Genomic DNA, 26,063 nt, shown 5'->3' on the forward strand with positions numbered 1-26,063 from the left:
CCGCAGGCTGAAACAGCTTGGTTACAAGCCGCCGTTCAGGTCAATTCAAATGAGTAGCTGGAAAAATGCACAGAGTCCCTTAGCCAGCTATGCGATGCCAAATCAATGGTTTAACGATCTTGGTTTGTTCAATATCGAGCATGTTAAGACAGGGTATGTGTTCAGCAATTATGCTGAATGGAAGTGTGCATGAGCCGTATACGAGGCCCGTACGTACGGTTCTGTAAGAGGGATGAGGCGGCAACGCCTCACCCTACTTGCTGTCGCCATTCCATTATGTAGAGAATGTGGCTGAGAAGATCAGTGTCTGCCTAAGCAAGCTGAGGCGGACAATGGGAGCGCTTTTTAGTCGTCGCCAAGCAACAGGCTGATTTTGCTCTATAGTTAATTCATACCCCAAACGTCAGCCTTGTTCTCACAACCTCCAGCCAAGGCGCTAGAGTGCTATTGAGAATGGGCGATCAATCAGCGATGAATAAGGCCATTTATGTTCAATCGACTCTCAATTAAACAGAAGCTGATGTTGCCCATTGGCTTACTGACGTTGGTGATCGTTGCGACGACACTGATCAATGTGCTGCAAGCCAATAAACAAGCTGAACTGAACTCAATGCTCAATACTCAAGTGCAGCCGGTGATGGATAGCTTAGAAGATGGTTATCGAGACATTTACCAAGTGATCACTGCGGCTCAAGGAATATTACTGGCGCAGTCACAAAGTGAGGTGGATTATCACATCGGTGAGTTTAAAGATAATGCCTACAACGTCGAACCCAGAGTTGGCAAAGTTCGCGAGCTGTTTAATGCCGGTTTGTTGCCAGAATCGGAGCGTCAGCAACTGACGAATCTAACGAGTGCCGCAAAAGCGTGGTTAGCGCTTTATGAGCCGATGTTTGCCCAGCCCAATAATGCGAAAAGTTACGACCAAGATAGCCGTCGCCAGTTTGAGCAGCAGTTTTCCGTATTGCGCCAGCAACTGGTTTCTACTCGCAGCTTAATCGAGCAAGTGCAAGGGCAGCTAAAAGAAGAGGTTGAACGTTCGATTGATTACAGTGTGTATGTGATCGAAGCTGGGGCGGTTATCTCTATTGCATTGGTGCTGCTCTCTTTCGTTATGGCCAAGCAATTGATTCTTAAACCCATAGAAGGCATTAGTCACGCCATGGCGGAAATCGCTTCTGGGGACGGCGATCTCTCAAAACGCATGGCGGCGACCAGCGACGACGAACTCGGACAATTGGCAGGCGCATTTAATCAATTTGTTTCTCGGATTCACTCCACCGTTGAGCAGGTGATTATTTCCTCCAACGCGGTTCGAGCTGAGATGGAAAACATCAAAACGCTGACGCAAACCGTTGCAGAATTTTCAGGCCAGCAGCAACAGGAGAGTGAGATGGTAGCCACTGCAGTGAACGAAATGCAGATGACCAGTCAGTCGGTTGCCGAGAATGCCAATGAAGCGGCGTCGGCCAGTCACAAAGCCAACCGCGAAGCAGACAACACCAACGCCATTTTGAAGACCACCGTCAGCTCGATTCAAAGTCTCGCAGGGGAAGTGGATAATGCCAGCCAAGTCATTCACAACCTGGATCTCGATGTGGCGAATATTGCTTCTATTCTTGATGTGATTCGAGGCATCGCCGATCAAACTAATCTACTGGCGCTAAACGCAGCGATCGAAGCGGCTCGCGCCGGTGAGCAAGGCCGTGGCTTTGCCGTGGTGGCCGATGAAGTGCGTTCGCTAGCCAGCCGTACTCAAGAAAGCACGGGTGAAATTCAATCGATGATCGAAAAGCTGCAACACGGTGCGCGAGAAGCGGTTGCGGTGATGCAAGCGAGTAAAGAGCGTGGCCACGATACGATTGATAATGCAGGCAAAGCCAGTGATTCTCTGGCAGAAATCATCGCTTCGATTTCGTTGATGAGCCAAATGAACTCGCAAATTGCGACCGCCGCCAGCGAGCAAACCAGTGTCAGCGATGAGGTCAACAACAATGTAATGCACATTTTGGAAAACAGTCATCACATGGTGGAAATGGTCAGCAGTGCAGAAAATGCGTGTCTATCGTTGGCAGGGCAGTGCGAAACATTGGACGACTTGGTCGCGCAGTTCAAAGTTTAGAGCCCCTGATTTCTCTCGGTGTTTGTTGAGAGAACTCTGTGGTAGCGTAGCGAAAAACTCATCAGGAAGGATGCGCTATGTCTCTTTGGTCGTCGGTGAAATTTGCCCAACGCTACGCTCAACTCCCCACGGTATTTTATCGTTTAGTGACCCCTCAACCGCTCGACAATAGCCGTTGGGTTATCTGGAATGGTGAGCTCGCCCAAGGGTTTGCCTTACCCGAACACGCTGACGATCCACAACTGCTCGCTGTTTTCTCCGGTGCGGAGCCGTTTTCTGCCTTCAAGCCCTTAGCGATGAAATACGCTGGTCATCAGTTTGGGGTTTACAACCCAGACTTAGGCGATGGAAGAGGCTTACTGCTGGCAGAAATGCAAAACCAGCATGGGCAGTGGTTCGATATTCATCTTAAAGGCGCAGGGCTGACGCCATTTTCTCGCATGGGAGATGGCCGAGCGGTACTGCGCTCCACCCTTCGTGAATACCTCTGCAGCGAAGCGATGGCTGCTCTTGGCATTGAGACAACACGCGCGTTGGGAATGATGGTGAGCGACACGCCCGTCTATCGTGAACAAGTTGAGCAGGGGGCTTGTTTGATTCGGCTTGCCCAAACGCATATCCGCTTTGGTCATTTCGAGCATTTTTTCTATACCGAACAATATGATGAGTTGCGCCTTCTCGCTGACAATGTTATCGAATGGTATCTGCCGGATTGTCTTCACCAACCTAAGCCTTACCTCGCGATGTTTGAGCAAGTAGTGGAGAAAACGGCGACCATGATTGCCCAGTGGCAGGCGGTGGGGTTTGCTCATGGAGTGATGAACACCGACAACATGTCGATTTTGGGTCAAACCTTCGATTACGGTCCGTTCGGTTTCCTCGATGATTACGAGCCAGGCTACATCTGTAACCACTCCGATTATCAAGGCCGTTACGCGTTTGACCAACAGCCTCGCGTGGCACTGTGGAATCTCTCTGCACTGGCACATGCCTTATCACCTTTAATTGAACGTGACGACTTGGAACTGGCCTTGGCTCAGTACGAACCGACGCTCGGTAAGGTGTTTAGTCAATTGATGAGGCAAAAACTCGGTTTGCTTAGCCAGCAAGAGGGCGACAGCGAGCTATTTAATGCCATGTTTACGTTGTTGGCGGAGAATCACACCGACTACACGCGCTTCTTTCGTACCCTCTCTCAACTCGATAGGGAGGATGAACAAACGGTGATCGATCTGTTTGTTGACCGAGATGCCGCGCATGGTTGGCTAAGTCGTTACCTTGAGCGGGTGGCGCTCGAGCAAACCGCCTCTGGAGAGGCGAAATCTGCCCAGCAACGTTGTGAACAAATGCGCGCCGTCAATCCTAAGTACATTTTGCGCAATTATCTGGCGCAACAGGCGATCGACAAAGCGCAGCAGGGCGATTTTTCGGAGGTGCATACCTTAGCCAAGCTACTGAAAAATCCCTATGACGATCAACCCGAAATGGAAGCGTATGCGCGCCTTCCTCCAGAGTGGGGGAAGAAGATGGTCATCAGTTGTTCTTCTTAAGTTATGCCTGCTATACCCTTCCTACTTGAAGCTGCAGCGGTGTTGGCTGCATTCGTTCACCCCAATCACATAGCGTATCTATGCTCATGGGGATTCACTCATTTGCCGCCTACCTGCAACTTCAAGTTGTTTGGGTATAAGTTGTGAACTAGCTCCAGATCAGCTTCAAAAATTATTAAAACTTTCGTCAGTGGTTCGCGTTGAAATCGATACACTATGTAAATAAGTTGTAATTTTTTGGATGAGCTCAGATGCAGGATGTAACTCGAATTTTAGTGGTGGACGACGATAGCGAAATTCGCGAACTGCTGGATGAGTATTTGAGTCGCAACGGATACCAAGTGGCCACGGTGGCAGATGGGCATCAGCTAAAGCACTACCTCGCAGAAAACGGCTATCCAGAATTAGTCCTGCTCGACATCATGCTTCCCGGTGAAGACGGTTTCAGCCTGTGCCAATTTATGCGCCGTGAATCGAGTGTGCCAATCATCATGCTCACCGCGGTCTCGGAAGAGACCGATCAAATCATCGGTTTGGAGATCGGTGCCGATGATTACATTGCCAAGCCCTTTAACCCGCGCCATTTGGTGGCGCGTATCAAAGCGGTTTTACGCCGTGTGCACGTCACACAGGAGAAGCCAAGTGATACGCTGCCAAAGCAGATTGTTTTTGGTGATTGGCGCTTAGATACGTTAGCACACCGCATTGTTCATCAAGAAAATGGCCAGCAACACGAACTGTCAGGCAGTGATTTCGCTTTGCTGATGCTGTTTTTGACCCATCCCGATGAAATCCTCGATCGTGACACCATTTCTTATGCCACTAAGGGGCGTGAGTCGTTGCCTTTTGAGCGCGGTATTGATGTTCAACTGTCACGTTTGCGTCAACGCTTGGGCGACAGTGCCCGCTACCCACACTACATCAAAACCATGCGCGGCAATGGCTATATTTTATCGGTGCCCGTTAGCTACGAACATTGAGGTGATTGGAGATGAAGTGGTTTCGCCCCAACTCCTTGGTTGCCAGAACGCTGTTGCTCACCTTGCTCGCGGTGGTGATTGCTCAAGGGATCGCTACCGCGATCTGGTATAGCGAGTCCAAACAGAAAGAGCTGCAAGGCATTCGCTCGGCGTCGGAAAGCATGGCGGGCATGTTTGCCTCGACGGTGACCTTTTTTCAATCCTTACCCGTGCGTTATCGCCATATCGTGCTGGATCAGATCCGCAATATGGGCGGCACACGCTTCTTCGTCTCTTTCAATAAACAGAAGCTGACCGTTGAGCCGATTGCCGACACTCCGTTGAAATTGGCTTCGGTGCTGGCCGTCGAAAGCGTGCTGCAGCAAAAACTCACCAAGGTTGCCTCAATCTCCGTTGACTTCTCGCATCCGCAAAATTTACGTTTGCTGAAAGACGATATCTATTTGCATGACTTACCTAAATCGTGGGCGCACCATACGCTCACTTTGGAGCCGATCAATCCCCCGGTGTTGGTGGTGCAGATTGAGTTAGAAAGTCACGAATGGGTCTACATTGCCGCGCTGCTTCCCGCGCCTTATTTGACTTTAGATGACACCATTTTAGGACGTGAACAGATCTTGTTTCTCTTCTTCTCAACCACGCTATTGTTAGTGTTGACTTACACCATGATCCGCCGTCAGGTGAAGCCGCTCAAGCGCTTAGCCAAAGCGGCCAATGAAATGAGCATCAATATCGAGCAGCCACCGTTGCAAGAGGAAGGAGCGAGTGAGCTGGTGACAGCCACGCGCGCGTTTAATCGCATGCAGCAGCGTATTCGCCGTTATGTGGCAGACCGAGAGCATCTTTTTTCCGCCATTTCTCACGATCTCAAAACGCCGATCACCCGTTTGCGCATTCGAGCCGAGTTGCTCGAAGATGACACCAAACGCAGCAAGTTCAATCGCGATCTCGATGATTTAGAGATGATGGTCAAAGGGGCGCTGCAGTGTGTGCGCGATACCGATTTGCATGAGAACAACGACTACATCGATCTTAATGCGATGATCGAGCATGTGATTGATACCTATAATCAGCACGATACTCAGGTCCATTTTCGTCCCATCATCATGGAACCCATGGTGGCAAAGCCTCTGGCGATAAAGCGCGTGCTCACCAATTTGATCGACAATGCGGTGAAATATGGTCAACAAGCGGTGGTGACACTCGCACACAGTGAGGAGTGGATTTACATCACCATTGATGACCAAGGCCCGGGAATTGCGGAAGCGCAATTAGAGGCCGTGTTTGAACCCTATTTCCGCTTAGCAAAGGACAGCGAGGGGCATGGATTAGGCTTAGGTATCTGCCGCAACATTTTGCACGGACATGGTGGAGATCTCATTATTAGCAATCTGCCGCAGGGTGGTTTACGTGCGCAAGTGCTGATTCCTAAAGGGCTGGAAGTGTAATGTAACAATGGTGTTACTTTGTGGTTACGGTTTGTTGCAATGCTTATTTCCAGTTATGGATAGACTGCTCAATATCAGGCATGACCTGATCTGTCTAATCCGATACATGGAAGATAACAATGAAAATGAAGAAAACCCTACTTACCCTCTCTCTTATTTCTGCTGCCTCTTTTGCACAAGCTGGCGAAGTAGAAGTGCTGCACTGGTGGACGGCTGGTGGCGAGGCGAAATCCGCTGCCGTGCTCAAACAAATGCTTGAACAGCAAGGTCACACTTGGAAGGATTTTGCGGTTGCCGGCGGTGGTGGCGAATCAGCCATGACGGTACTGAAAACCCGTGCGGTTTCAGGCAACCCTCCGTCTGCGGCTCAAATTAAAGGACACGATATTCAGGAATGGGGTGGGTTAGGTTTCCTCACTTCTCTCGATGCGACAGCGAAACAAGAAAACTGGGATGGCATCTTGCCTTCCGTTGTCACCAAGGTGATGAAATTTGATGGTGAATACGTGGCGGTGCCTGTCAACGTTCACCGTGTTAACTGGCTATGGGCAAACCCAGATGTATTGAAAAAATCGGGCGTGAGCTTACCAACCACCTTGGATGAGTTCTTTGTCGCAGCGGATAAAATCAAAGCGGCGGGCTTTGTTCCGCTTGCCCATGGTGGCCAACCTTGGCAAGACGCGACCGTGTTTGAAGCGGTCGCGCTGGATGTGTTAGGCAGCGAAGACTACAACAAAGCGTTTGTCGAGCTAGACATGAACGTCTTGTCCGGTGACAAGATGGTGGAAGTGTTCACTAAGTTCAAAAAAATGCGCGACTACATCGACACCAATGCCCCAGGACGCGATTGGAACGTGGCGACCTCCATGGTCATCAATGGCGAAGCGGCGATGCAAATCATGGGTGACTGGGCAAAAGGTGAGTTTAGCGCTGCGGGCAAAGTACCGGGCAAAGACTACATCTGTGCGCCAGCGCCGGGGACAGCTGGCCAGTTTACCTTCAACATCGACAGCTTTGCTTTCTTTGAACTGAGTGACAAAGCCAATCAAAAAGCCCAACAAGATTTGGCTCGTACCATCTTGACCAAAGAGTTCCAAGAGGTATTCAACCTCAACAAAGGCTCGATTCCAGTTCGCTTGGACATGGATATGAGTAAGTTTGATCAATGTGCGCTTGACTCGATGGCGACCTTCAAAGCCAGCGCGAAGTCGGGTGATCTCGTGCCAAGTATGGCGCATGGCCTCTCTACCACCAGTTACGCACAAGGTGCGATCTACGATGTGGTGACCAACTTCTTTAACGACAGCAAGGCTGCTCCAAAAGAAGCTGCACAGAAACTGGCGAAAGCCGTGAAAGCAGCGATCTAACCCCCTAGGCGGGCAGGTGCTCTTTGCCTGTCTGCCTATCTCAGCTGATCTTCTCAATCTGAGCGTTTGCTCGGTAGGAAGTGTTTTTCGCTACAAGGAATCGTTATGGAGCATATTTTGAGTGGGCCAACGAGCAAAAACGCACCGAAACCTTCGCTAGCTGATCGCTTGCAACACTGGTTACCGAAACTGGTGTTAGCGCCGACCATGCTAGTGACGGTGGTGTGTATCTACGGATTTATTTTTTGGACAGCGGCGCTTTCCATGACTAACTCCCGTTTTCTACCCAGTTTTAAGTTTGTTGGTTTCGACCAATATGCCAAATTGATGGAAAACGACCGCTGGGTAACGTCGATTACTAACCTAGGTATTTTTGGCGTTCTTTTCATTGCGATTGCCATCGTCTTGGGTGTCGGTCTGGCCATTTTGTTGGATCAAAACATCCGTCAGGAAGGGGCGATTCGCACCATTTACCTTTATCCCATGGCGCTGTCCTTCATTGTGACTGGTACGGCGTGGAAGTGGATTTTGAACCCAGGATTGGGGATAGAAAAACTGTTGAACGACTGGGGATGGACCACCTTTAAATTTGACTGGTTGGTGAACTCGGAGATGTCGGTTTACACCTTAGTGATTGCCGCGGTGTGGCAATCGTCCGGTTTTGTCATGGCGATGTTTCTCGCGGGTTTGCGTGGTATTGATTCCTCGATCATCAAAGCGGCGCAAATTGATGGCGCGAGCCTACCGACCATCTATTGGAAAATCATACTGCCGTGTTTGCGTCCGGTGTTCTTTAGCGCGGTGATCATCACCTCGCACATCGCGATTAAGAGCTTCGACTTGGTTACCGCTATGACTGCTGGTGGACCGGGCTATTCATCGGATTTACCTGCACTCTTTATGTACGCTCACTCGTTCACTCGCGGGCAAATCGGCTTAGGTGCCGCCAGTGCGATGATGATGTTGGGGGGCATTCTGGCCATCTTGGTGCCGTATCTTTATTCCGAGCTTAGGGAGAAGCGCGCATGAACTCTTCAGTGAACATGGCCCGATGGTTTATTTACAGCGCATTGGTCTTTTTCTGCCTAGTCTATTTGATGCCGCTGTTTGTCATGGTGATCACCTCGTTTAAAACCTTGCCGGACATTAAGGCCGGTAACTTAATGAGCTTGCCACAAGAGTGGGTGTTTGATGCTTGGTACAAAGCGTGGAATGGCGCTTGTACTGGGGTGAAATGTGAGGGGGTAAAGGGCTACTTTTGGAACTCGTTTCAAATGGTGATCCCTGCCGTGGCCATTTCGACTCTGCTTGGGGCGTTTAACGGTTACGTGGTGACCAAATGGCAATTTCGTGGCTCTAATCTGTTTTTCAGCTTGTTGCTGTTTGGCTGCTTCATTCCTTTCCAAGTGATCTTGCTGCCGATGGCCGCGGTGCTTGGCAAGCTGGGTTTGGCCAATACCACCACAGGGTTGGTACTGGTGCATGTTATCTACGGCATGGCGTTTACCACACTGTTTTTCCGTAACTTTTATATCAGCGTACCGGATGAGCTAATCAAAGCCGCCAAGCTCGATGGCGCAGGATTTTTTACCATCTTCTTCAAAATCCTTCTGCCTATTTCAACGCCCATCATTATGGTCACGGTGATTTGGCAGTTTACTGCGATTTGGAATGACTTCCTGTTTGGTGTGGTGTATTCCGGCTCAGAAACCCAACCGATTACGGTGGCGCTGAATAACTTGGTCAACACAAGCACTGGGGTGAAAGAGTACAACGTGGACATGGCAGCGGCGATCATCGCGGCGCTACCCACGCTGCTGGTGTATGTGTTGGCGGGTAAATATTTTGTACGCGGGTTAACTGCGGGATCAGTAAAAGGATAAGTAACATGGCAACTCTAGAACTCAAACAGATCCGCAAAACCTACCCAAAAGCGGACCAAGAAACCTTAAAAGGCATTGATATCAGTATCGACTCTGGTGAGTTTCTCATCTTGGTTGGCCCGTCAGGGTGTGGTAAATCCACTTTGATGAACACCATTGCGGGGTTAGAAAACATTTCTTCCGGCGAAATTGTGATTGATGGTGTCGATGTGGCGCAAGTGGAACCGAAAGATCGCGACATCGCGATGGTATTTCAGTCTTACGCGCTGTATCCCAATATGACGGTGCGCGGCAACATCGAATTTGGCTTGAAGATCCGCAAAATGCCGCAAAGCGAGATCGATGCGGAAGTGCAACGTGTGGCCGAAATGCTGCAAATTGACCACCTTTTGGATCGCAAACCGTCTCAGCTATCTGGCGGGCAGCGCCAGCGTGTGGCGATGGGGCGTGCGTTAGCGCGTCGTCCTAAGCTCTATCTGTTTGATGAGCCGCTTTCAAACCTGGATGCCAAACTGCGTGTGGAAATGCGCCACCAAATCAAACGGCTGCATCAAAAGCTCAATACCACCATCGTTTACGTGACCCACGATCAGATCGAGGCGATGACGCTGGCAGACCGCATCGCAGTGATGAAAGACGGCATCCTACAACAGCTCGGGACACCACAGGAGATCTACAACCAACCGGCGAATATGTTTGTGGCGGGCTTCATGGGTTCACCGTCGATGAACTTTATTTCCACCATGGTCGATCTCAACAATGAAGATCACCCAGTGATTAAAGTGACCGGAGAGTGTGGCCAGGAGCATCACATCAAATTGCCTGCTTCCATGCGTGAGCAAGATGGCAAACGCGTGGTGATTGGTTTGCGTCCTGAGCACATTTCCGACAAGCCGAGCGATGATCAGAGCGCATCAACGTGCTTAGATCTGAAACTGGAAGTGTTGGAGCCGACAGGGCCAGATACGATTGCGATGATCAAAGTGAACCAGCAGGAAGTGGCGTGTCGCCTCTCGCCGGAGCTACAAGCAAAAGCGGGGGAGAGTGCCTCGCTCTATTTTGATCTCTCCAAAGCGGTCTATTTTGATGCCGAATCACAACAACGAATAGAGTTTCACTGATGAGGTTGGGTGAAACTCACAAGGGCGAAGCGTGTAGGGCGCGTTAGCCTATTATTTGCGTGTCCTCTATCGTGGCGATGCACATTATCACGGTGTCGCTATGGCATGATCGGGGGAGAATGATCAAACTAAGCTTGCGGTTTGATGTGAGGACACGCCTTCCTTTCTGCACTCATCGGTCTTGAAGCTCCTATCCTTCTGTCAGATACGCTTTCTTGTAATTGGTGTTCCTACTATCGGTTGTCCTACTATTAGCTTTCCAGTATTCCGTTTTTCGACAATCCATTTTTCTACAATCCGTTTATCTTGCTTGCCATTCGAGCTCTAAAGACAAGGAACACACCCAGAGCGTTTAGTCCCCATGTGTCACTTTCCACTCTTTTGTTCTTGATTGATGTGTCATTTTCCACCCATTTTAAACGCTGCAACGGGGTGATATTCATAGGCAGTTATCTTATCTAACTGAATTTTAGTTGTTTTTATTTTTGGTCTGGTTATTGCTCTAACAGAAGTATCGCACCCAAAGATGGGGCGGTTCGATTAACAAGGAGAAGAATAATGTTAAAGCCTCTAACCCTACTTGCTGCTTCCGTACTTGCTGTCACCAGTTTCAATGCGGCGGCCAACTGTGACCCAGGCGAAATCGTCATCAAGTTCAGCCACGTTACCAATACCGATAAGCACCCGAAAGGGATCGCTGCATCACTACTGGAAAAACGCGTGAACGAAGAGATGAACGGCAAAGCGTGTATGCAGGTTTACCCAAACTCAACACTGTACGATGACGACAAAGTGTTAGAAGCCATGCTAAACGGCGATGTGCAATTGGCGGCCCCTTCTCTTTCCAAGTTTGAAAAATTCACCAAGAAATATCGCATCTTTGACCTGCCATTCCTGTTTGAAGACGTCGACGCTGTTGACCGTTTCCAAAACTCAGACGCGGGCGTGAAGTTGAAAAATGCCATGAATCGTCGTGGTGTACGCGGGCTAGAGTTCTGGCACAACGGCATGAAGCAAATTTCAGCCAGTAAGCCACTGATTTCGCCTGAGGACGCCAAAGGATTGAAATTCCGCGTGCAAGCCTCTGACGTGCTAGTTGCTCAGTTTGAACAACTGGGTGCGAACCCACAAAAAATGTCGTTTGCTGAAGTGTACGGCGGCCTGCAAACCAAGGTTATTGATGGTCAGGAAAACACTTGGTCTAACATCTACGGTAAGAAATTCTTTGAAGTACAGGATGGTATTACCGAAACCAACCACGGCATTTTGGATTACTTAGTTGTGACCTCAAGCAAGTGGTGGGATGGCCTGCCTGCGGATGTACGTGATCAGTTCGCGACCATCCTAAAAGAAGTGACAGAGCAACGTAACGCTGAGTCCAACAAGGTTGAGTTAGCCAACAAGCAGTACGTGATTGAAGCAGGTGGTGTGGTGCGCACCTTGACGCCAGAGCAGCGTGAAGCGTGGGTAAGCGCGTTGAAACCTGTTTGGAAGAAATTTGAGAAAGACATCGGTTCAGATCTGATTGATGCGGCATTGGCGTCAAACAAGCAATAAATAAGAACGGGCTCTGACGGTCGAGTCAGAGCCCAGTTTTTAGCACAATAATGAGCGAATCGATTATGGAACAATCACTTTTGGCAAAAATTGGTCACTTCACCGATCGGGTAGAAGAAGGGCTGATTGCATTTTTCCTTGGTGCCATGACACTGCTGACTTTCGTCAATGTTGTGATGCGCTATCTCTTTAACGACAACATTCTCTGGGCCCTTGAACTGACGGTATTTATGTTCGCATGGATGGTGTTGGTCGGCGCGTCTTATGGTGTGAAGAAGCACTTCCACATCGGTGTGGATGTGGTGATTGATAAAGCCCCACCACCGTTACGCAAAGTGCTGGCCTTGGTGGCCGTCAGTTGCTGCTTAACCTTTTCTATCTTACTTTTGATTGGCTCTTGGAATTACTGGTACCCCTTTGCGACTGAGCGTGCTTGGTATGAAACCGACGATATCCCGATGCCTGAGATGTTTCAGTTTATGTCGGATTGGTTCAATGAAGGCGAAGCGTACGAGAAGATCCCCCGCTTTATTCCCTATATGGCACTTCCCGTTGGAATGGCGTTGTTGACGTTTCGTTTTTTGCAGGTCGCATGGCGAATTCTGACCGACCAACAAGATCGCATGATCGCGGGCCATGAGGCAGAAGAAGATCTCGAAGCATTGAAAGCGGAAATGGGTGATGCCGCCGATTTGATGGGTGGTTCACGTCGCGATGGTAAGGAGCAGTAAGCGATGGATATTCTATTTTTATTTTTGTTCGTCATCGGCTTTATGCTGATTGGCGTGCCTATCGCGGTTTCTCTCGGCTTATCGAGCATTCTGTTTTTGATGTGGCACTCCGATGCGTCTTTGGCGTCGGTGGCGCAGACCTTATTTAACGCCTTTGAAGGTCACTACACCTTGTTGGCGATTCCGTTCTTTATCTTGGCATCCAGTTTTATGTCGACGGGTGGGGTGGCTAAGCGCATCATCCGCTTTGCGATTGCTATGGTGGGTTGGTTTCGCGGTGGCCTAGCCATGGCCTCGGTAGTGGCATGTATGATGTTTGCCGCGCTGTCCGGCTCTTCTCCGGCTACCGTGGTGGCGATTGGTAGCATCGTTATCGCTGGGATGATCAAAAACGGTTACTCGAAAGAGTTCGCCGCAGGGGTGATTTGTAATGCCGGGACACTGGGTATTTTGATCCCACCTTCGATCGTGATGGTCGTTTACTCTGCGGCAACCGATGTTTCGGTCGGTCGTATGTTCCTAGGCGGCGTGATCCCGGGGTTACTTGCAGGCTTGATGTTGATTGTGGCGATCTACATTGCTGCGCGCATAAAAAATCTGCCCAAACAGCCTTTTGTCGGCTGGTCAGAAGCCATCAACTCAGCCAAAGAAGCGAGTTGGGGATTACTGTTGGTGGTGATCATCCTTGGTGGTATCTATGGGGGCATTTTTACCCCAACCGAAGCGGCGGCGGTAGCTGCAGTCTACTCGTTTTTGATTGCCAACTTCGTTTATAAAGACATGGGACCGTTTGCCGATAAGCAAAACCAACGTCCTGCGCTCGTGAAAGTGTTTGAAGCCTTCTTCCATAAAGATACCCAGCATACGCTTTTTGAAGCGGGTAAGCTGACCATCATGTTGTTGTTTATCATTGCCAACGCATTGATTCTTAAGCACGTATTGACGGAAGAACGCATTCCACAAATGATCACGGAATCAATGTTGTCAGCGGGTCTTGGCCCCATCACCTTCTTGATTGTGGTTAACGTATTGCTGCTGATTGGTGGTCAGTTTATGGAACCGTCAGGTCTATTGATCATCGTCGCTCCGTTAGTTTTCCCCATCGCCATTGCGTTAGGTATCGACCCAATTCATCTAGGCATCATCATGGTGGTGAACATGGAGATAGGCATGATCACTCCGCCTGTCGGGCTCAACTTGTTCGTCACCGCAGGGGTAGCAAAAATGTCGATGATGAACGTGGTCAAAGCCGCATTACCATGGGTGGCGGTGATGTTCCTCTTCCTCATTATTGTCACGTACGTTCCTTGGGTATCGACTTGGCTACCAACCACACTGATGGGGCCGGAGATCATTACCAAGTAACAACGTCGCCTTACCGCAGATTCAATGCGACAAGCTCAAGTGCTAAGTCTCTGTAATAAGTACGAAATTCGTTAAACATAACCCGCCAAAGCCCATTTGGCGGGTTTCTTTGTAAAGGGCTTACTATTTGTCGCTTAACTCGTTAGTATTCATCCGATTAATTAAATGAAATTAAAATATAGCGTTGGATGAATATGAAATTTGTATGGTCAGTGTGGCTTTTACTTGCCGCGAGCTTTTCTCTGTTTGCGGGTGAATCGCTTGTGTTAACCCCCACACCAGAATGGGTTGTGAAGCAAACTTTTGACAAAGAGAATCGACGGGATCGAGTGGATGGCAGCATTTTCCTGTTAGTGGACAAACAGTACAACTTTACGTTGCCTAAGCCGACGATGTACACCCACTATGCAACCAAATCCGTTAATTCTAAAGGGGTTGAAGACAACTCTCAGATCTCCATTTCGTTTGATCCTCATTATGAAAAAGTGCTATTTCACCACGTTGATGTATGGCGCGATGGCCAGCGTATTGATAAGTCGCAAGAGGTGGAGTTAAAGCGTTTTAAGCAAGAATCCGACTTAGAAAAACTGTTGTATAACGGCACTGAAACGTATTACTTGGTTTTGAAGAATGTCCAAGTTGGCGACATTATTGACTACAGCTTTAGCATTGAAGGCGCTAACCCCGTTTTTGGTGATAAGTTTGATGCATGGATTAGATTGGGTTGGTCAGTGCCAGTGGCTAAAGTGTACGCACGCAGCTTGGTCCCTGTAGACAAAGGTTTTACCATCACACGCGTTGGGAACTCAGAGTTTGGCTCATTGACGCATCGCCAAGTTGGCGAGATGGAAGAGTATGTTTTTGAAGATGGTAGAAGAACGTACGATTTTGATGAAAAGGATCAGCCAAGCTGGTTTATCCCTTACCCTTATATCAATGTGTCGAACTACGATAACTGGCAAGAGGTGGCTCAGTGGGCGCTTCCTCTTTACCCAAATTCTACCTCTGGGCGTTTGTTCGCTAAAGCGCTAGAGCAGTTGAAAGCTTTGCCTTCAAAAGAAGCGCAGATCATGGCGGCGATTAAGCTTTCGCAGCAAAAAATCCGTTATTTGGGCATTGAGAATGGTATCGGCTCACACGCTCCTCGTTTGCCTGAACAAATCTTGGAGCAAGGTTATGGTGATTGCAAAGACAAATCTTTGCTTCTGGCGACCTTGTTAAACCAACTTGGCGTCGAAGCTTATCCCGCATTAGTGAGTACCGTTCATCGCGAGAAACTTAACGAACAACTGCCGGGTCATAGTGCATTCGACCATGTTATTGTGAATTTCTTCCATCAAGGTCTTGAGTATTGGATTGATCCAACAGTAACAGAACAGGGTGATGCTTTAGATTCGATTGTACAGTCTGAGCTTGGTTACGCGCTGGTGATTAAGCCCGAATCTATTTGGTTGAGTGAGATGAATGCCAACAATACCAATCAGATCACCTCAAATGTTGAATACCACTTCAAGCACCAAAAGGAGGGTGACAGCACGATGAAGATCACGACCCTTTACGAAGGGCACCAAGCTGAGCGTATGCGTCGCTACCTAACGGCAAACTCGATGGAAACGGTGATGGGTGAGTATGAAGACTACTATAGTCGCTTCTATCAAAGCGTTTATGCGGCGGAAGAGTTTGAGTATCAAGATGACCCTCAGAGCAATGTTGTGACCATGGTGGAAACTTACGTTCTCGATAACCCATGGACGGAAGGTGAAGATAATACTGTGAGAGTGGAAGTAACGGCAGATATCATCAACAACTCGCTCTATGCGCCAGAAGCTCAAAATCGTAAAACGCCGTACTACGTTGGTGCGCCTTTGACGATAGAGCAGAATATCGTGGTGAATTTGCCAGATAGACTGCAGCTCGAAGAGGAAGAGTTTTCAGTAGAGAGTGACACCTACTCGCTGGATGTTTCGATTAAGGGGGATGAAGAAGGGCTGTTACAGGTATTGGCGCAAGTTTATAAAAAAATCAACATGAACTACCGTTATCAAAGAAAAGCCTCCTCGGTCTCGGTGGATGAGCTACCGAAGTACATCAAAGAGACAAAACAAGCGAATGAGTACATGACCTACTACTTCAGCTATGCCAAAGGAAAATAAAAATAACTAAGCTCCTTCATGCTTGCCTGTTGAGTGCATGTGAGAGGAGAGCAAGGGACAAACGACATAAGGCCACCAATCATTTTGTGGCCTTTATTGTTTGTAGTTTTCTTTATCTAAACCATAGCGCTGCATTTTGTCATACAGGGTTTTTCTCGCCACTTGCAGTTTGTCCATGGTCTCTTTGATGCTGCCACCACATTCCATCAGCGTTTGCTCTATCACGGTTTTTTCAAACTCGGCCACTTGATCGGAGAGTGCATAATGCACGGTCGTGCTTGCAGGTGTCTCGCCGAGCTGCGCTAACTTGCCAAGTAATATGTATCGCTCTGCCGCATTGCGCAGTTCTCGCACATTGCCTGGCCAATTGTGAGCTAACAGCTGCTGTAAATCGCTGGCAGAGAGCGCTGGGACGGTTTTTGCGTAACGAGCGGCAGCCACCAGTAAAAAGTGGTGAAAGAGGGCTGCAATGTCTTCTTTTCGTTCTCTTAGGGGCGGTAGGTTGAGAGTCACCACATTAAGACGATAGTAGAGATCCTGACGAAACACGCCGCTGGCTGCCGCTTGTTTGAGGTCAACCTTAGTGGCGGCAATAATGCGCACATCCAAAGGCAGCAACTGGTTTGACCCGACGCGTTCAATCACGCGCTCTTGCAACACTCGCAACAAGCGGATTTGAGCTTGCATTGGCATCGATTCAATTTCATCGAGAAACAGCGTTCCCCCCTGAGCAAATTCGAATTTCCCAATGCGTTGACTGTCTGCGCCAGTGAACGCGCCTTTTTCGTGGCCATAGAGTTCACTTTCGATTAGGTTCTCAGGGATCGCCCCGCAATTGAGGGCGACAAAATTTTTCTCACGACGAGGACTTTGCTCATGAATAGAACGGGCAATCAACTCTTTGCCAGTGCCAGTTTCGCCAAACAGCAGAATATCGGCTTGGGTGTCAGCGATGTGACTGATGGTTTCTCTTAATTCTTGGATGGACGGCGTTTCACCAATGATTCTAGGCCCAAGGGTTTTGCTTGCTTTAAGCGATTGTCTCAGAAGCTGGTTTTCATTGGTTAACTGACGTTTTTCAATCGCTCGTTTAACGGTTTCCACCAGATGTTCAGAGGCAAAGGGCTTTTCAATAAAATCGTAAGCGCCACTGTGCAGGGCTTTGACCGCCATCGATATGTCGCCGTGACCGGTGATCATAATGACGGGCAGATCGGGGTCGCGATGAATTAAGGTGTTGAGCAAGTCCATACCCGAGATGCCAGGTAGGCAAATATCGGTGATGACCACCGCAGGTTGCGTTTGCGCTTTTATGGCCAACAAGGCACTTTCTGCATCGGCAAAAAAGCTTGCTTCAATCTCGGCCAACTCAAAACTCTGTTCCACGGCGAGTCTGAGATCGGATTCGTCATCAATAAAATAAACCAAGCTCATATCAAACCTCTGTATTGATAGTGGGTAGCGTAATGGTGAAGCGAGCTCCGCCGAGCGGGCTGTGTGACACTTGAAGCTTGCCGTGCATACCCGCCAATATCTGTTGTGAAATCGATAGGCCGAGGCCTAAGCCGTTTTTCTTTGTGGTATGGAAAGGTTCGCAAAGTTGAGCGAACTTCGCAGGGTCGATGCCTGGGCCGCTATCATCGATATGGACACGGATTTGCTGCTCAAGCGCCCGGTCCACGGTGATACGCAGTTGCTTCGCCTCTGTGTTCTCCATCGCTTCAATCGCATTGGTAATAAGATTGATCAGAACTTGCTCCAGTTGAATGGTATTGATCACCAAGTGGATATCGTGTTCTGGGAAATCGGTTTCGAGTTGCACACGCGCGGATTTGAGAGAGGGTTTCATTAGCTCGTTAGCTGAGAGTAGTACGGGCATCAAGCGCGCTTCGACAAGCTCATCACCCGCGGATTTTCGTGCGAAAGAACGCAATTGTTGGCTGATTTTGGCCATCCGCTCCGTCAATGCGGAAATGCGACTGAGATTCTCATCGACACGAGGATACTTCTCTTTTTCTAAAAAGAGTCTGCCGTTATCGGCAAAACTGCGAATAGCGGCCAATGGGTTGTTGAGTTCGTGGCTAATACTGGCGGACATCTGTCCAATAACTGCGAGTTTGGCGGCTTGAATGAGTTCGTCTTGAGTAAGTCGCAAGGCTTGTTCGGTCTTAGTGCGCTGTGCGATTTCTGCTTGCAACTCGGCGGTGCGTTCCATCACAAGGAACTCCAGCTTTTGTTTCGCTTCTTGTTGCACCCTTTCGATCTGGCGATGCTTCTGCTGTCGGTGGTAGTAGAGTTGACCAAGTAAGAAAAGAATCGCAAATACCAAGGTTTCGACCAAAAGCAAGCCAAAGGTGGTTATTACCAAGTTATGTTTTGAAGAGAGCACCCGAATCGTCAGTGCTAAGTCAGGTAAAGGCAATGAAGAGACAATCATGGTGCCAGAACTGTAAGGTTCGCCTTGCTTGATTTCACTTTGCTTAGCGTTTAAATCACCGACGAAATCCAGTGATTCAATGCTTTTATCCAAATATTGTCGTGAATCACGAATACGTTGAAGTTCGCTCTCTGACTTTGGTGTCAGGCTTTTAAATAACCAAGCAGGGTCACTGGACATAAACACGATCTGGTTTTCATCGTCTGCCACAAACACGCTGCGCTTTTCTCGCCAATTGTCCTCTATGGAAAGAAGCTCCATCTTCACCACCACAACCCCGATGATCGACCCAGCATAGGTGACAGGGTAGGAGTAATAGTAGCCCCGTTGACCCGAGGTGGAACCGAGCGCGAAATATTGGCTTCGTTGACCTACGATAGCCTGTTTAAAATAAGGGCGGAATGCAAAGTTACGTCCCACAAAAGAGCGGTCAATATTCCAGTTACTTGCGGCAATAGTATTGCCGTATTCGTCAATTAAATAGGTATCCGCCGCTTGAATCACCGCGTTCACTTCTTCGAGATAGCGGTTAGTCAGATCAATCTGAGCACTGTTGTTTGGCTGTTGCAGAGCATCGATGAGAGGTTCATCTTTAGCGAGCAACTGTGGAATGTGTGCGAATTTGTCCAGTTTGTTTTGGATGTGTCCGGCGAATCGCTCTAATTGAGAATGATGCTGCTGCGTTAATGCTTGGTAGCTAGTTAGCCAAATGTAGCGGCCGCTGACCAACATGCAGAGCAGATAAATGACGAAGAACATAAGCACGATACGTGTGCGTTGAGACATCCTGATTCTCCGAAAACAAAATCGCAGCAAGCACTGACAGGTAAGACAGGTAACGCATTCTGTTTAACTTGCCACAAAACAGTCCAATTGGGGTGGATAGTCAGATGTTATCGGTTTGTAGAAAATAGTGGCGAAAAAGATCTCAACTCTGTGGAGCAAAACAAGAGCAAGATCTCTTTTTACGCTTTTCGATAAAAAAAGCAGTCGATTCTCTTGAAAAACTCGTTATTGTCCCAATCTTAGTTGCTAACCGCCAAATTGCGACATGAATTCGAGATTTTAGGACAGACATTGCGCACATAGTGGCGATTGGCTCGACAGGGTTAGATCAGATCGTTAGAATGTCGCGTCTGAAATTTTGTCCTGAGACTAATGGGAGATACCTTTGGTGCAGCCGAAGATATCACTGATTAGTTTGGTTTCATGGCGAAACCGATACTCGATTTTAAAATAGGTGTTCGTAAAGAACACAGACAAGGATGCAGCCGTATTCGTTTGCTCTGGCATTCGTTAGGCTCATATGCTCAGTCAAACTGAGCCATTTTTGAGGTTTATATATAATGCAAGTTACTGTTGAAACGCTAGAGGGCCTAGAGCGCCGTCTGAATATTACTGTTCCTGCTGCTAACATCGAAGATGCAGTTACAGCTGAACTACGCAACATCGCTAAAAACCGTCGTTTCGATGGTTTCCGTAAAGGCAAAGTGCCAATGAAGATGGTTGCGAAAATGTACGGCAAAGCAGTACGTCAAGACATCCTAGGTGAAGTAATGCAACGCCACTTCATCGAAGCGATCATCAAAGAAAAGATCAACCCAGCGGGTGCACCAACTTTCGCTCCAGTTGAAAACAAAGAAGGCTCAGATCTCGTATTCAACGCAACTTTTGAAGTTTACCCAGAAGTTGAGCTTAAAGGTCTAGAAAACATCACTGTTGAAAAACCAGCAGTTGAAGTGAAAGACGCTGACGTTGAAGAGATGATCGAAACTCTACGTAAGCAACAAGCGACTTGGACTGAAGTTGAAGAAGCAGCTGAAGCGGGTAAGCGCGTAAGCATCGATTTCGTTGGCTCTATCGACGGTGAAGAGTTTGAAGGCGGTAAAGCTGAGAACTTCCCACTAGAAATGGGCGCAGGCCGCATGATCCCTGGCTTCGAAGATGGTATCGAAGGCAAAACTAAGGGCATGGAATTCGAAATCGACGTAACCTTCCCAGAAGATTACCACGCTGAAAACCTAAAAGGTAAAGCAGCGAAATTCGCTATCAAAGTGAACAAAGTTGAAGCACGTCAACTACCAGAACTAAACGACGAGTTCGTTGCTAAGTTTGGCGTAGCAGAAGGCGGCATCGACGCACTGAAAGCAGAAGTTCGCAAGAACATGGAGCGTGAGCTTAAGCAAGCGGTTAAAAACCGTATCAAAGAGCAAGCGATTGACGGTCTTGTAAAAGAGAACGAAATCGACGTGCCAGCTGCGCTTATCGACCAAGAAATCAATGTTCTACGTCAGCAAGCAGCACAACGCTTTGGCGGTAACGTTGAAGCAGCAATGCAGCTTCCTCGTGAACTGTTTGAAGAGCAAGCGAAACGTCGTGTTGTCGTGGGTCTACTTCTAGGTGAAGTGATCAAAGCTCACGAGCTAAAAGTTGATGAAGAGAAAGTGAAAGCTATCATCACTGAAATGGCGACTGCTTACGAAGATCCAACTGAAGTTGTGACTTACTACGAGCAAAACGAACAGATGATGAACAACATGCGTAACGTTGCTCTAGAAGAACAAGCTATCGACGCGATCATTGCTAAAGCTCAGGTTTCTGAAAAAGAAGTTAGCTTCAACGAGCTAATGAACCAACCAGCTTAATAAGCAATATCTTGCGTAGAAGGTTGACTAAACGTTAACTATTCTGCTAACAATGGTCCGTATGATAATTATCATCCGGGCCATTTATTTTAGGGACATAAGAATATGAGCTACCAAGAAAAAAATGCAATGTCGCCAATCATCGACGCACTAGTACCAATGGTGGTTGAACAAACTTCCCGTGGTGAACGTTCTTACGATATTTATTCGCGTTTGCTAAAAGAGCGAGTGATTTTCCTCACCGGACAAGTTGAAGACCACATGGCAAACCTTGTCGTGGCTCAGCTACTTTTCCTAGAGTCTGAGAACCCAGACAAAGATATCTTCCTTTACATTAACTCTCCAGGTGGCAGCGTGACAGCAGGTATGTCGATTTACGACACAATGCAGTTCATCAAGCCAAATGTGAGCACAGTATGTATGGGTCAAGCATGTTCAATGGGTGCATTTTTGCTTGCTGGTGGTGCACCAGGTAAGCGTTATGTGCTACCTAACTCACGTGTGATGATTCACCAGCCACTCGGTGGTTTCCAAGGTCAAGCGTCAGACATCCAAATTCATGCTCAGGAAATTCTTACAATTAAGACTAAACTGAACAAGCTGTTGGCAGAACACACTGGCCAACCTTTGGAAGTGATTGAGCGTGATACTGATCGCGATAATTTTATGTCGGCAGATCAGGCAGTAGAATACGGTTTGGTGGACGCAGTATTGACTCATCGTAGTGCATAATTTGCCTGCGCAAACTGATTCAAATTGTTATACACTCAAACATAAAGAGTAAAGGCTAAGAGGTTAGCGAATGACAGACAAAAGCAAAGAGAGTGGTAGTGGTAAGTTGCTTTACTGCTCTTTCTGCGGCAAAAGCCAGCACGAAGTTCGCAAGCTAATCGCTGGTCCATCCGTTTACATCTGTGACGAATGTGTCGATTTATGTAACGACATCATCCGTGAAGAGATCAAAGATGTGCTTCCAAAACGTGAATCTGAAGCGTTACCAACGCCTCGTGAAATCCGTGCACACCTTGATGACTATGTAATCGGTCAGGACCATGCGAAAAAAGTGCTCGCGGTTGCGGTATATAACCACTACAAGCGTTTACGTAATGGTGACACAACGAGTGATGGCGTGGAGCTAGGTAAGAGTAACATCTTGCTGATTGGCCCAACAGGTAGCGGTAAGACGTTGCTTGCTGAGACGCTTGCGCGTTTCCTCGATGTACCGTTCACTATGGCAGATGCCACGACGCTAACAGAAGCGGGTTACGTGGGCGAAGATGTTGAAAACATCATTCAAAAGTTGCTTCAGAAATGTGATTACGACGTAGCGAAAGCAGAGCGTGGTATTGTGTATATCGACGAGATCGACAAGATTTCTCGTAAAGCAGAAAACCCATCGATTACTCGTGACGTTTCTGGTGAAGGCGTTCAACAAGCGCTGCTTAAACTGGTTGAAGGTACGATTGCTTCTGTACCACCTCAAGGTGGTCGTAAGCATCCTCAGCAAGAGTTTTTGCAAGTGGATACGTCAAAGATCCTCTTTATCTGTGGTGGTGCATTTGCCGGTCTAGATAAAGTGATCGAACAACGAGTTGCAACAGGTACCGGCATTGGTTTTGGTGCGGAAGTCCGCTCTAAAGACGAAAGCAAAACAGTGGGCGAATTGTTCACTCAGGTAGAGCCAGAAGATCTTGTGAAATATGGTTTGATTCCTGAGTTTATTGGTCGTCTTCCAGTGACCGCTTCGTTGACCGAGTTGGACGAAGAAGCATTAATTCAGATTCTTTGCCAACCAAAAAATGCGCTAACAAAGCAATATGCAGCACTGTTTGAACTGGAAGGTGCGGATCTTGAGTTCAGAGAAGATGCGCTAAAAGCGATCGCGAAAAAAGCGATGGAGCGTAAAACAGGCGCTCGTGGTTTGCGTTCAATTTTGGAAGGCGTGTTGCTAGAAACCATGTATGAACTGCCATCGATGGACGACGTGAGCAAAGTTGTCATTGATGAATCGGTGATTAATGGTGAATCAGAGCCGCTTTTGATTTACACCAACAGTGAGAGCCAAGCCGCTGGCGCTGAGTAAATTTAATCGATGTAGAAAAAGGAGGTAAGGAATTACCTCCTTTTTTATTTTCTTTTATTGAATCCAAATAATTAGCCCCCATATACTGCTCATAATAGTAAGTGGAAGAGAGAATTATATGAACTTGGAACGTTCCGAGCGTATCGAGATCCCCGTCCTACCTCTACGAGATGTGGTGGTTTATCCACACATGGTTATCCCTTTGTTTGTTGGCCGTGAAAAGTCGATCAGTTGCTTAGAATCGGCAATGGAAGCCAATAAACAAGTTTTGCTTGTCGCACAAAAGCAAGCAGACACAGATGAACCAACCGTTGATGACTTGTTCGAGGTGGGCACGGTAGCCACGATCCTGCAACTGCTTAAACTGCCAGACGGTACGGTAAAAGTACTGGTTGAAGGCCAGCAGCGCGCTAAAATCAATCAGTTCAAGGAAAGTGATTTCTTCTTAGCAGAAGCGGAATTTATCATCACTCCTGAATTGGATGAGCGTGAGCAAGAAGTGATTGTTCGCAGCGCTATTAGCCAATTTGAAGGCTTTATTAAACTGAATAAGAAGATTCCACCAGAAGTCCTGACTTCCCTTGGTGGTATTGATGAAGCTGCCCGCCTTGCAGATACCATTGCTGCCCATATGCCACTGAAATTAGCGGATAAGCAGCAAGTACTAGAAACCGTAGATATCACCGAGCGTCTTGAGTTCCTGATGGGGCAAATGGAATCGGAAATCGACATTCTGCAAGTTGAAAAGCGCATCCGTAACCGCGTCAAGAAACAGATGGAGAAATCCCAGCGCGAGTACTATCTGAATGAGCAAATGAAAGCCATTCAGAAAGAGCTTGGCGAATCTGAAGATGGCGTTGATGAGTTTGAAGCGCTCAAGCAAAAGATTGATTCGGCTAAAATGCCGAAAGAAGCACGCGAAAAGACCGAACAAGAACTGCAAAAGCTGAAGATGATGTCGCCGATGTCAGCGGAAGCGACGGTTGTGCGCAGCTACATTGATTGGATGGTCAACGTTCCTTGGAACAAACGTTCTAAAGTGAAGAAAGACTTGGCGAAAGCGGAAGAAGTGCTCAATGAAGACCATTACGGCCTTGAGCGCGTAAAAGACCGCATTCTAGAGTATTTGGCGGTTCAAAACCGTATCAATAAGCTCAAAGGCCCGATTCTTTGCCTTGTGGGGCCTCCTGGTGTGGGTAAGACTTCATTAGGTCGTTCAATTGCCGCAGCAACAGGTCGTCAATACGTTCGTATGGCGCTCGGTGGCGTTCGAGATGAAGCAGAGATCCGTGGCCATCGCCGTACGTATATTGGTTCGCTTCCGGGCAAACTGATTCAAAAAATGGCCAAAGTTGGCGTGAAGAATCCACTCTTCTTGTTGGATGAGATCGACAAAATGTCATCTGACATGCGTGGTGATCCTGCGTCTGCATTACTTGAAGTGCTGGACCCAGAACAGAACAACTCGTTCAACGATCACTACTTAGAAGTGGATTACGATCTGTCTGACGTGATGTTTGTTGCAACCTCGAACTCAATGAATATTCCAGGTCCTTTGCTTGACCGTATGGAAGTGATTCGTTTGTCTGGTTACACAGAAGATGAAAAACTCAACATTGCGAAGCGCCACTTGGTTGCGAAGCAGGTCGAGCGCAATGGCTTGAAGCCTCATGAAATCAATATCGAGGACTCTGCCATTATTGGTATTATCCGCTTCTATACGCGTGAAGCGGGTGTGCGTAGTTTAGAGCGTGAGATTTCGAAAATCTGTCGTAAAGCAGTGAAGAACATTCTGCTGAAGCCAGAGTTGAAGTCGGTAACGGTCAATATCGATAACTTGAAAGAGTACTTGGGTGTTCAACGCTTTGACTATGGTAAAGCGGATGACAGCAACCGAGTGGGTCAAGTGACAGGGCTTGCGTGGACCGAAGTCGGGGGCGATTTGCTGACGATTGAGACTGAGGCGATGCCGGGCAAAGGTAAACTGACCCAAACTGGCTCACTTGGTGATGTGATGCAGGAGTCGATTCAAGCGGCCATGACTGTTGTGCGCTCTCGTGCGGAGAAATTGGGTATTAACTCCGATTTCTACGAGAAGAAAGACATCCATGTGCACGTTCCAGAAGGCGCAACACCAAAAGATGGCCCAAGTGCCGGTATTGCGATGTGCACGGCGTTAGTCTCTAGCCTAACGGGTAACCCTGTTAAAGCAGAAGTCGCCATGACAGGGGAAATTACTCTGCGTGGTGAAGTGTTACCAATCGGTGGTCTAAAAGAGAAGTTGTTGGCTGCACATCGTGGTGGCATCACAACGGTACTTATTCCGAAGGACAATGAGCGTGATTTGGAAGAAATTCCAGACAACGTTATCGCTGATTTGAAAGTCATTCCAGTTCAATGGATTGATGAAGTTCTTAAAGTTGCACTTGAGCGAGACCCAACTGGGGTGGAGTTCGACGCTAAAAAATAGTGATGTGCAGCAAAAATAAGTAAAAGTTTACGCTGATAGGCTCGAAAAGGCTTGTCAGCGTTTTTTTTGGGAGCTAAGTTAGAGCTCGATGGCTGCCAGCCCTTTTAAGATAAGGCTTGGCGCTAATTTTTAGTATTAATGGAACGAAAGT

18 protein-coding genes and 1 pseudogene are annotated in these 26,063 nt (G+C 48.0%); 17 read left to right on the forward strand and 2 right to left on the reverse strand.

Annotated features, from left to right (window positions below):
• The 13 genes and pseudogenes from CIK04_RS21270 to CIK04_RS21335 all read left to right on the forward strand — a co-directional run.
• A pseudogene (locus CIK04_RS21270) lies at nucleotides 1-193 on the forward strand (group II intron reverse transcriptase/maturase); the annotation flags it as partial.
• A gap of 294 nt (nucleotides 194-487) precedes the next feature.
• Complete coding sequence (locus CIK04_RS21280) at nucleotides 488-2,122, forward strand: methyl-accepting chemotaxis protein (protein WP_097352827.1); 1,635 nt, start codon at nucleotides 488-490, stop codon at nucleotides 2,120-2,122.
• A 77-nt stretch (nucleotides 2,123-2,199) separates the two neighbouring features.
• Nucleotides 2,200-3,672: a protein adenylyltransferase SelO gene (locus CIK04_RS21285; RefSeq protein ID WP_097352828.1), complete on the forward strand. Its 1,473-nt coding sequence runs from the start codon at nucleotides 2,200-2,202 to the stop codon at nucleotides 3,670-3,672.
• Nucleotides 3,673-3,923: 251 nt separating this feature from the next.
• A complete protein-coding gene (locus CIK04_RS21290; protein ID WP_038963432.1) occupies nucleotides 3,924-4,652 on the forward strand; it encodes a response regulator in 729 nt (242 codons plus the stop codon).
• A gap of 11 nt (nucleotides 4,653-4,663) precedes the next feature.
• Nucleotides 4,664-6,100, forward strand: a complete 1,437-nt coding sequence (locus CIK04_RS21295) for an ATP-binding protein (RefSeq protein ID WP_026130417.1) — start codon at nucleotides 4,664-4,666, stop codon at nucleotides 6,098-6,100.
• A gap of 119 nt (nucleotides 6,101-6,219) precedes the next feature.
• On the forward strand, nucleotides 6,220-7,467 hold the full coding sequence (locus tag CIK04_RS21300) for an ABC transporter substrate-binding protein (protein ID WP_097352829.1): 1,248 nt from the start codon (nucleotides 6,220-6,222) through the stop codon (nucleotides 7,465-7,467).
• A gap of 105 nt (nucleotides 7,468-7,572) precedes the next feature.
• Nucleotides 7,573-8,496 carry a carbohydrate ABC transporter permease gene (locus tag CIK04_RS21305; RefSeq protein WP_097352830.1) on the forward strand — a complete coding sequence of 308 codons (924 nt, stop codon included), beginning with the start codon at nucleotides 7,573-7,575 and terminating at the stop codon, nucleotides 8,494-8,496.
• Nucleotides 8,493-9,350: a carbohydrate ABC transporter permease gene (locus CIK04_RS21310; protein WP_017420960.1), complete on the forward strand. Its 858-nt coding sequence runs from the start codon at nucleotides 8,493-8,495 to the stop codon at nucleotides 9,348-9,350. Before CIK04_RS21305 ends, CIK04_RS21310 begins: the two co-directional genes overlap by 4 nt.
• A 5-nt stretch (nucleotides 9,351-9,355) precedes the next feature.
• Nucleotides 9,356-10,471, forward strand: coding sequence for an ABC transporter ATP-binding protein (locus CIK04_RS21315; protein WP_039469108.1), 1,116 nt, complete (start codon nucleotides 9,356-9,358; stop codon nucleotides 10,469-10,471).
• Nucleotides 10,472-11,029: 558 nt separating this feature from the next.
• Entirely contained in the window at nucleotides 11,030-12,028 is a 999-nt protein-coding gene (locus CIK04_RS21320) for a TRAP transporter substrate-binding protein (RefSeq protein WP_017420957.1), read from the forward strand.
• A 65-nt stretch (nucleotides 12,029-12,093) separates the two neighbouring features.
• Complete coding sequence (locus tag CIK04_RS21325; RefSeq protein ID WP_026050447.1) at nucleotides 12,094-12,759, forward strand: TRAP transporter small permease; 666 nt, start codon at nucleotides 12,094-12,096, stop codon at nucleotides 12,757-12,759.
• A gap of 3 nt (nucleotides 12,760-12,762) precedes the next feature.
• Nucleotides 12,763-14,124: a TRAP transporter large permease gene (locus CIK04_RS21330; protein WP_017788742.1), complete on the forward strand. Its 1,362-nt coding sequence runs from the start codon at nucleotides 12,763-12,765 to the stop codon at nucleotides 14,122-14,124.
• Nucleotides 14,125-14,318: 194 nt separating this feature from the next.
• Complete coding sequence (locus tag CIK04_RS21335) at nucleotides 14,319-16,277, forward strand: DUF3857 domain-containing protein (protein ID WP_097352831.1); 1,959 nt, start codon at nucleotides 14,319-14,321, stop codon at nucleotides 16,275-16,277.
• A 93-nt stretch (nucleotides 16,278-16,370) separates the two neighbouring features.
• On the opposite strand, the gene CIK04_RS21340 is transcribed toward CIK04_RS21335, so the two are convergent.
• Nucleotides 16,371-17,711 carry a sigma-54 dependent transcriptional regulator gene (locus CIK04_RS21340; RefSeq protein ID WP_097352832.1) on the reverse strand — a complete coding sequence of 447 codons (1,341 nt, stop codon included), beginning with the start codon at nucleotides 17,709-17,711 and terminating at the stop codon, nucleotides 16,371-16,373.
• Nucleotide 17,712: 1 nt separating this feature from the next.
• On the reverse strand, nucleotides 17,713-19,500 hold the full coding sequence (locus CIK04_RS21345; RefSeq protein WP_026130416.1) for an ATP-binding protein: 1,788 nt from the start codon (nucleotides 19,498-19,500) through the stop codon (nucleotides 17,713-17,715).
• A gap of 560 nt (nucleotides 19,501-20,060) precedes the next feature.
• On the opposite strand from CIK04_RS21345, the gene tig reads away from it, so the two are divergent.
• The 4 genes from tig (at nucleotide 20,061) to lon (ending at nucleotide 25,912) form a co-directional block, all read left to right on the forward strand.
• Nucleotides 20,061-21,359, forward strand: coding sequence for a trigger factor (tig, locus tag CIK04_RS21350; RefSeq protein ID WP_011149844.1), 1,299 nt, complete (start codon nucleotides 20,061-20,063; stop codon nucleotides 21,357-21,359).
• 105 nt (nucleotides 21,360-21,464) lie between these two features.
• A complete protein-coding gene (clpP, locus tag CIK04_RS21355; RefSeq protein WP_011078149.1) occupies nucleotides 21,465-22,091 on the forward strand; it encodes an ATP-dependent Clp endopeptidase proteolytic subunit ClpP in 627 nt (208 codons plus the stop codon).
• 70 nt (nucleotides 22,092-22,161) lie between these two features.
• Entirely contained in the window at nucleotides 22,162-23,442 is a 1,281-nt protein-coding gene (gene clpX / locus CIK04_RS21360; protein WP_017420950.1) for an ATP-dependent protease ATP-binding subunit ClpX, read from the forward strand.
• Between the two features lie 118 nt (nucleotides 23,443-23,560).
• Nucleotides 23,561-25,912 (forward strand): endopeptidase La, encoded by a 2,352-nt coding sequence (gene lon, locus CIK04_RS21365; protein WP_038968879.1) that lies wholly within the window; start codon nucleotides 23,561-23,563, stop codon nucleotides 25,910-25,912.
• Nucleotides 25,913-26,063 lie beyond the last annotated feature (151 nt).

This window comes from Vibrio sp. 03_296, from assembly GCF_002265885.1.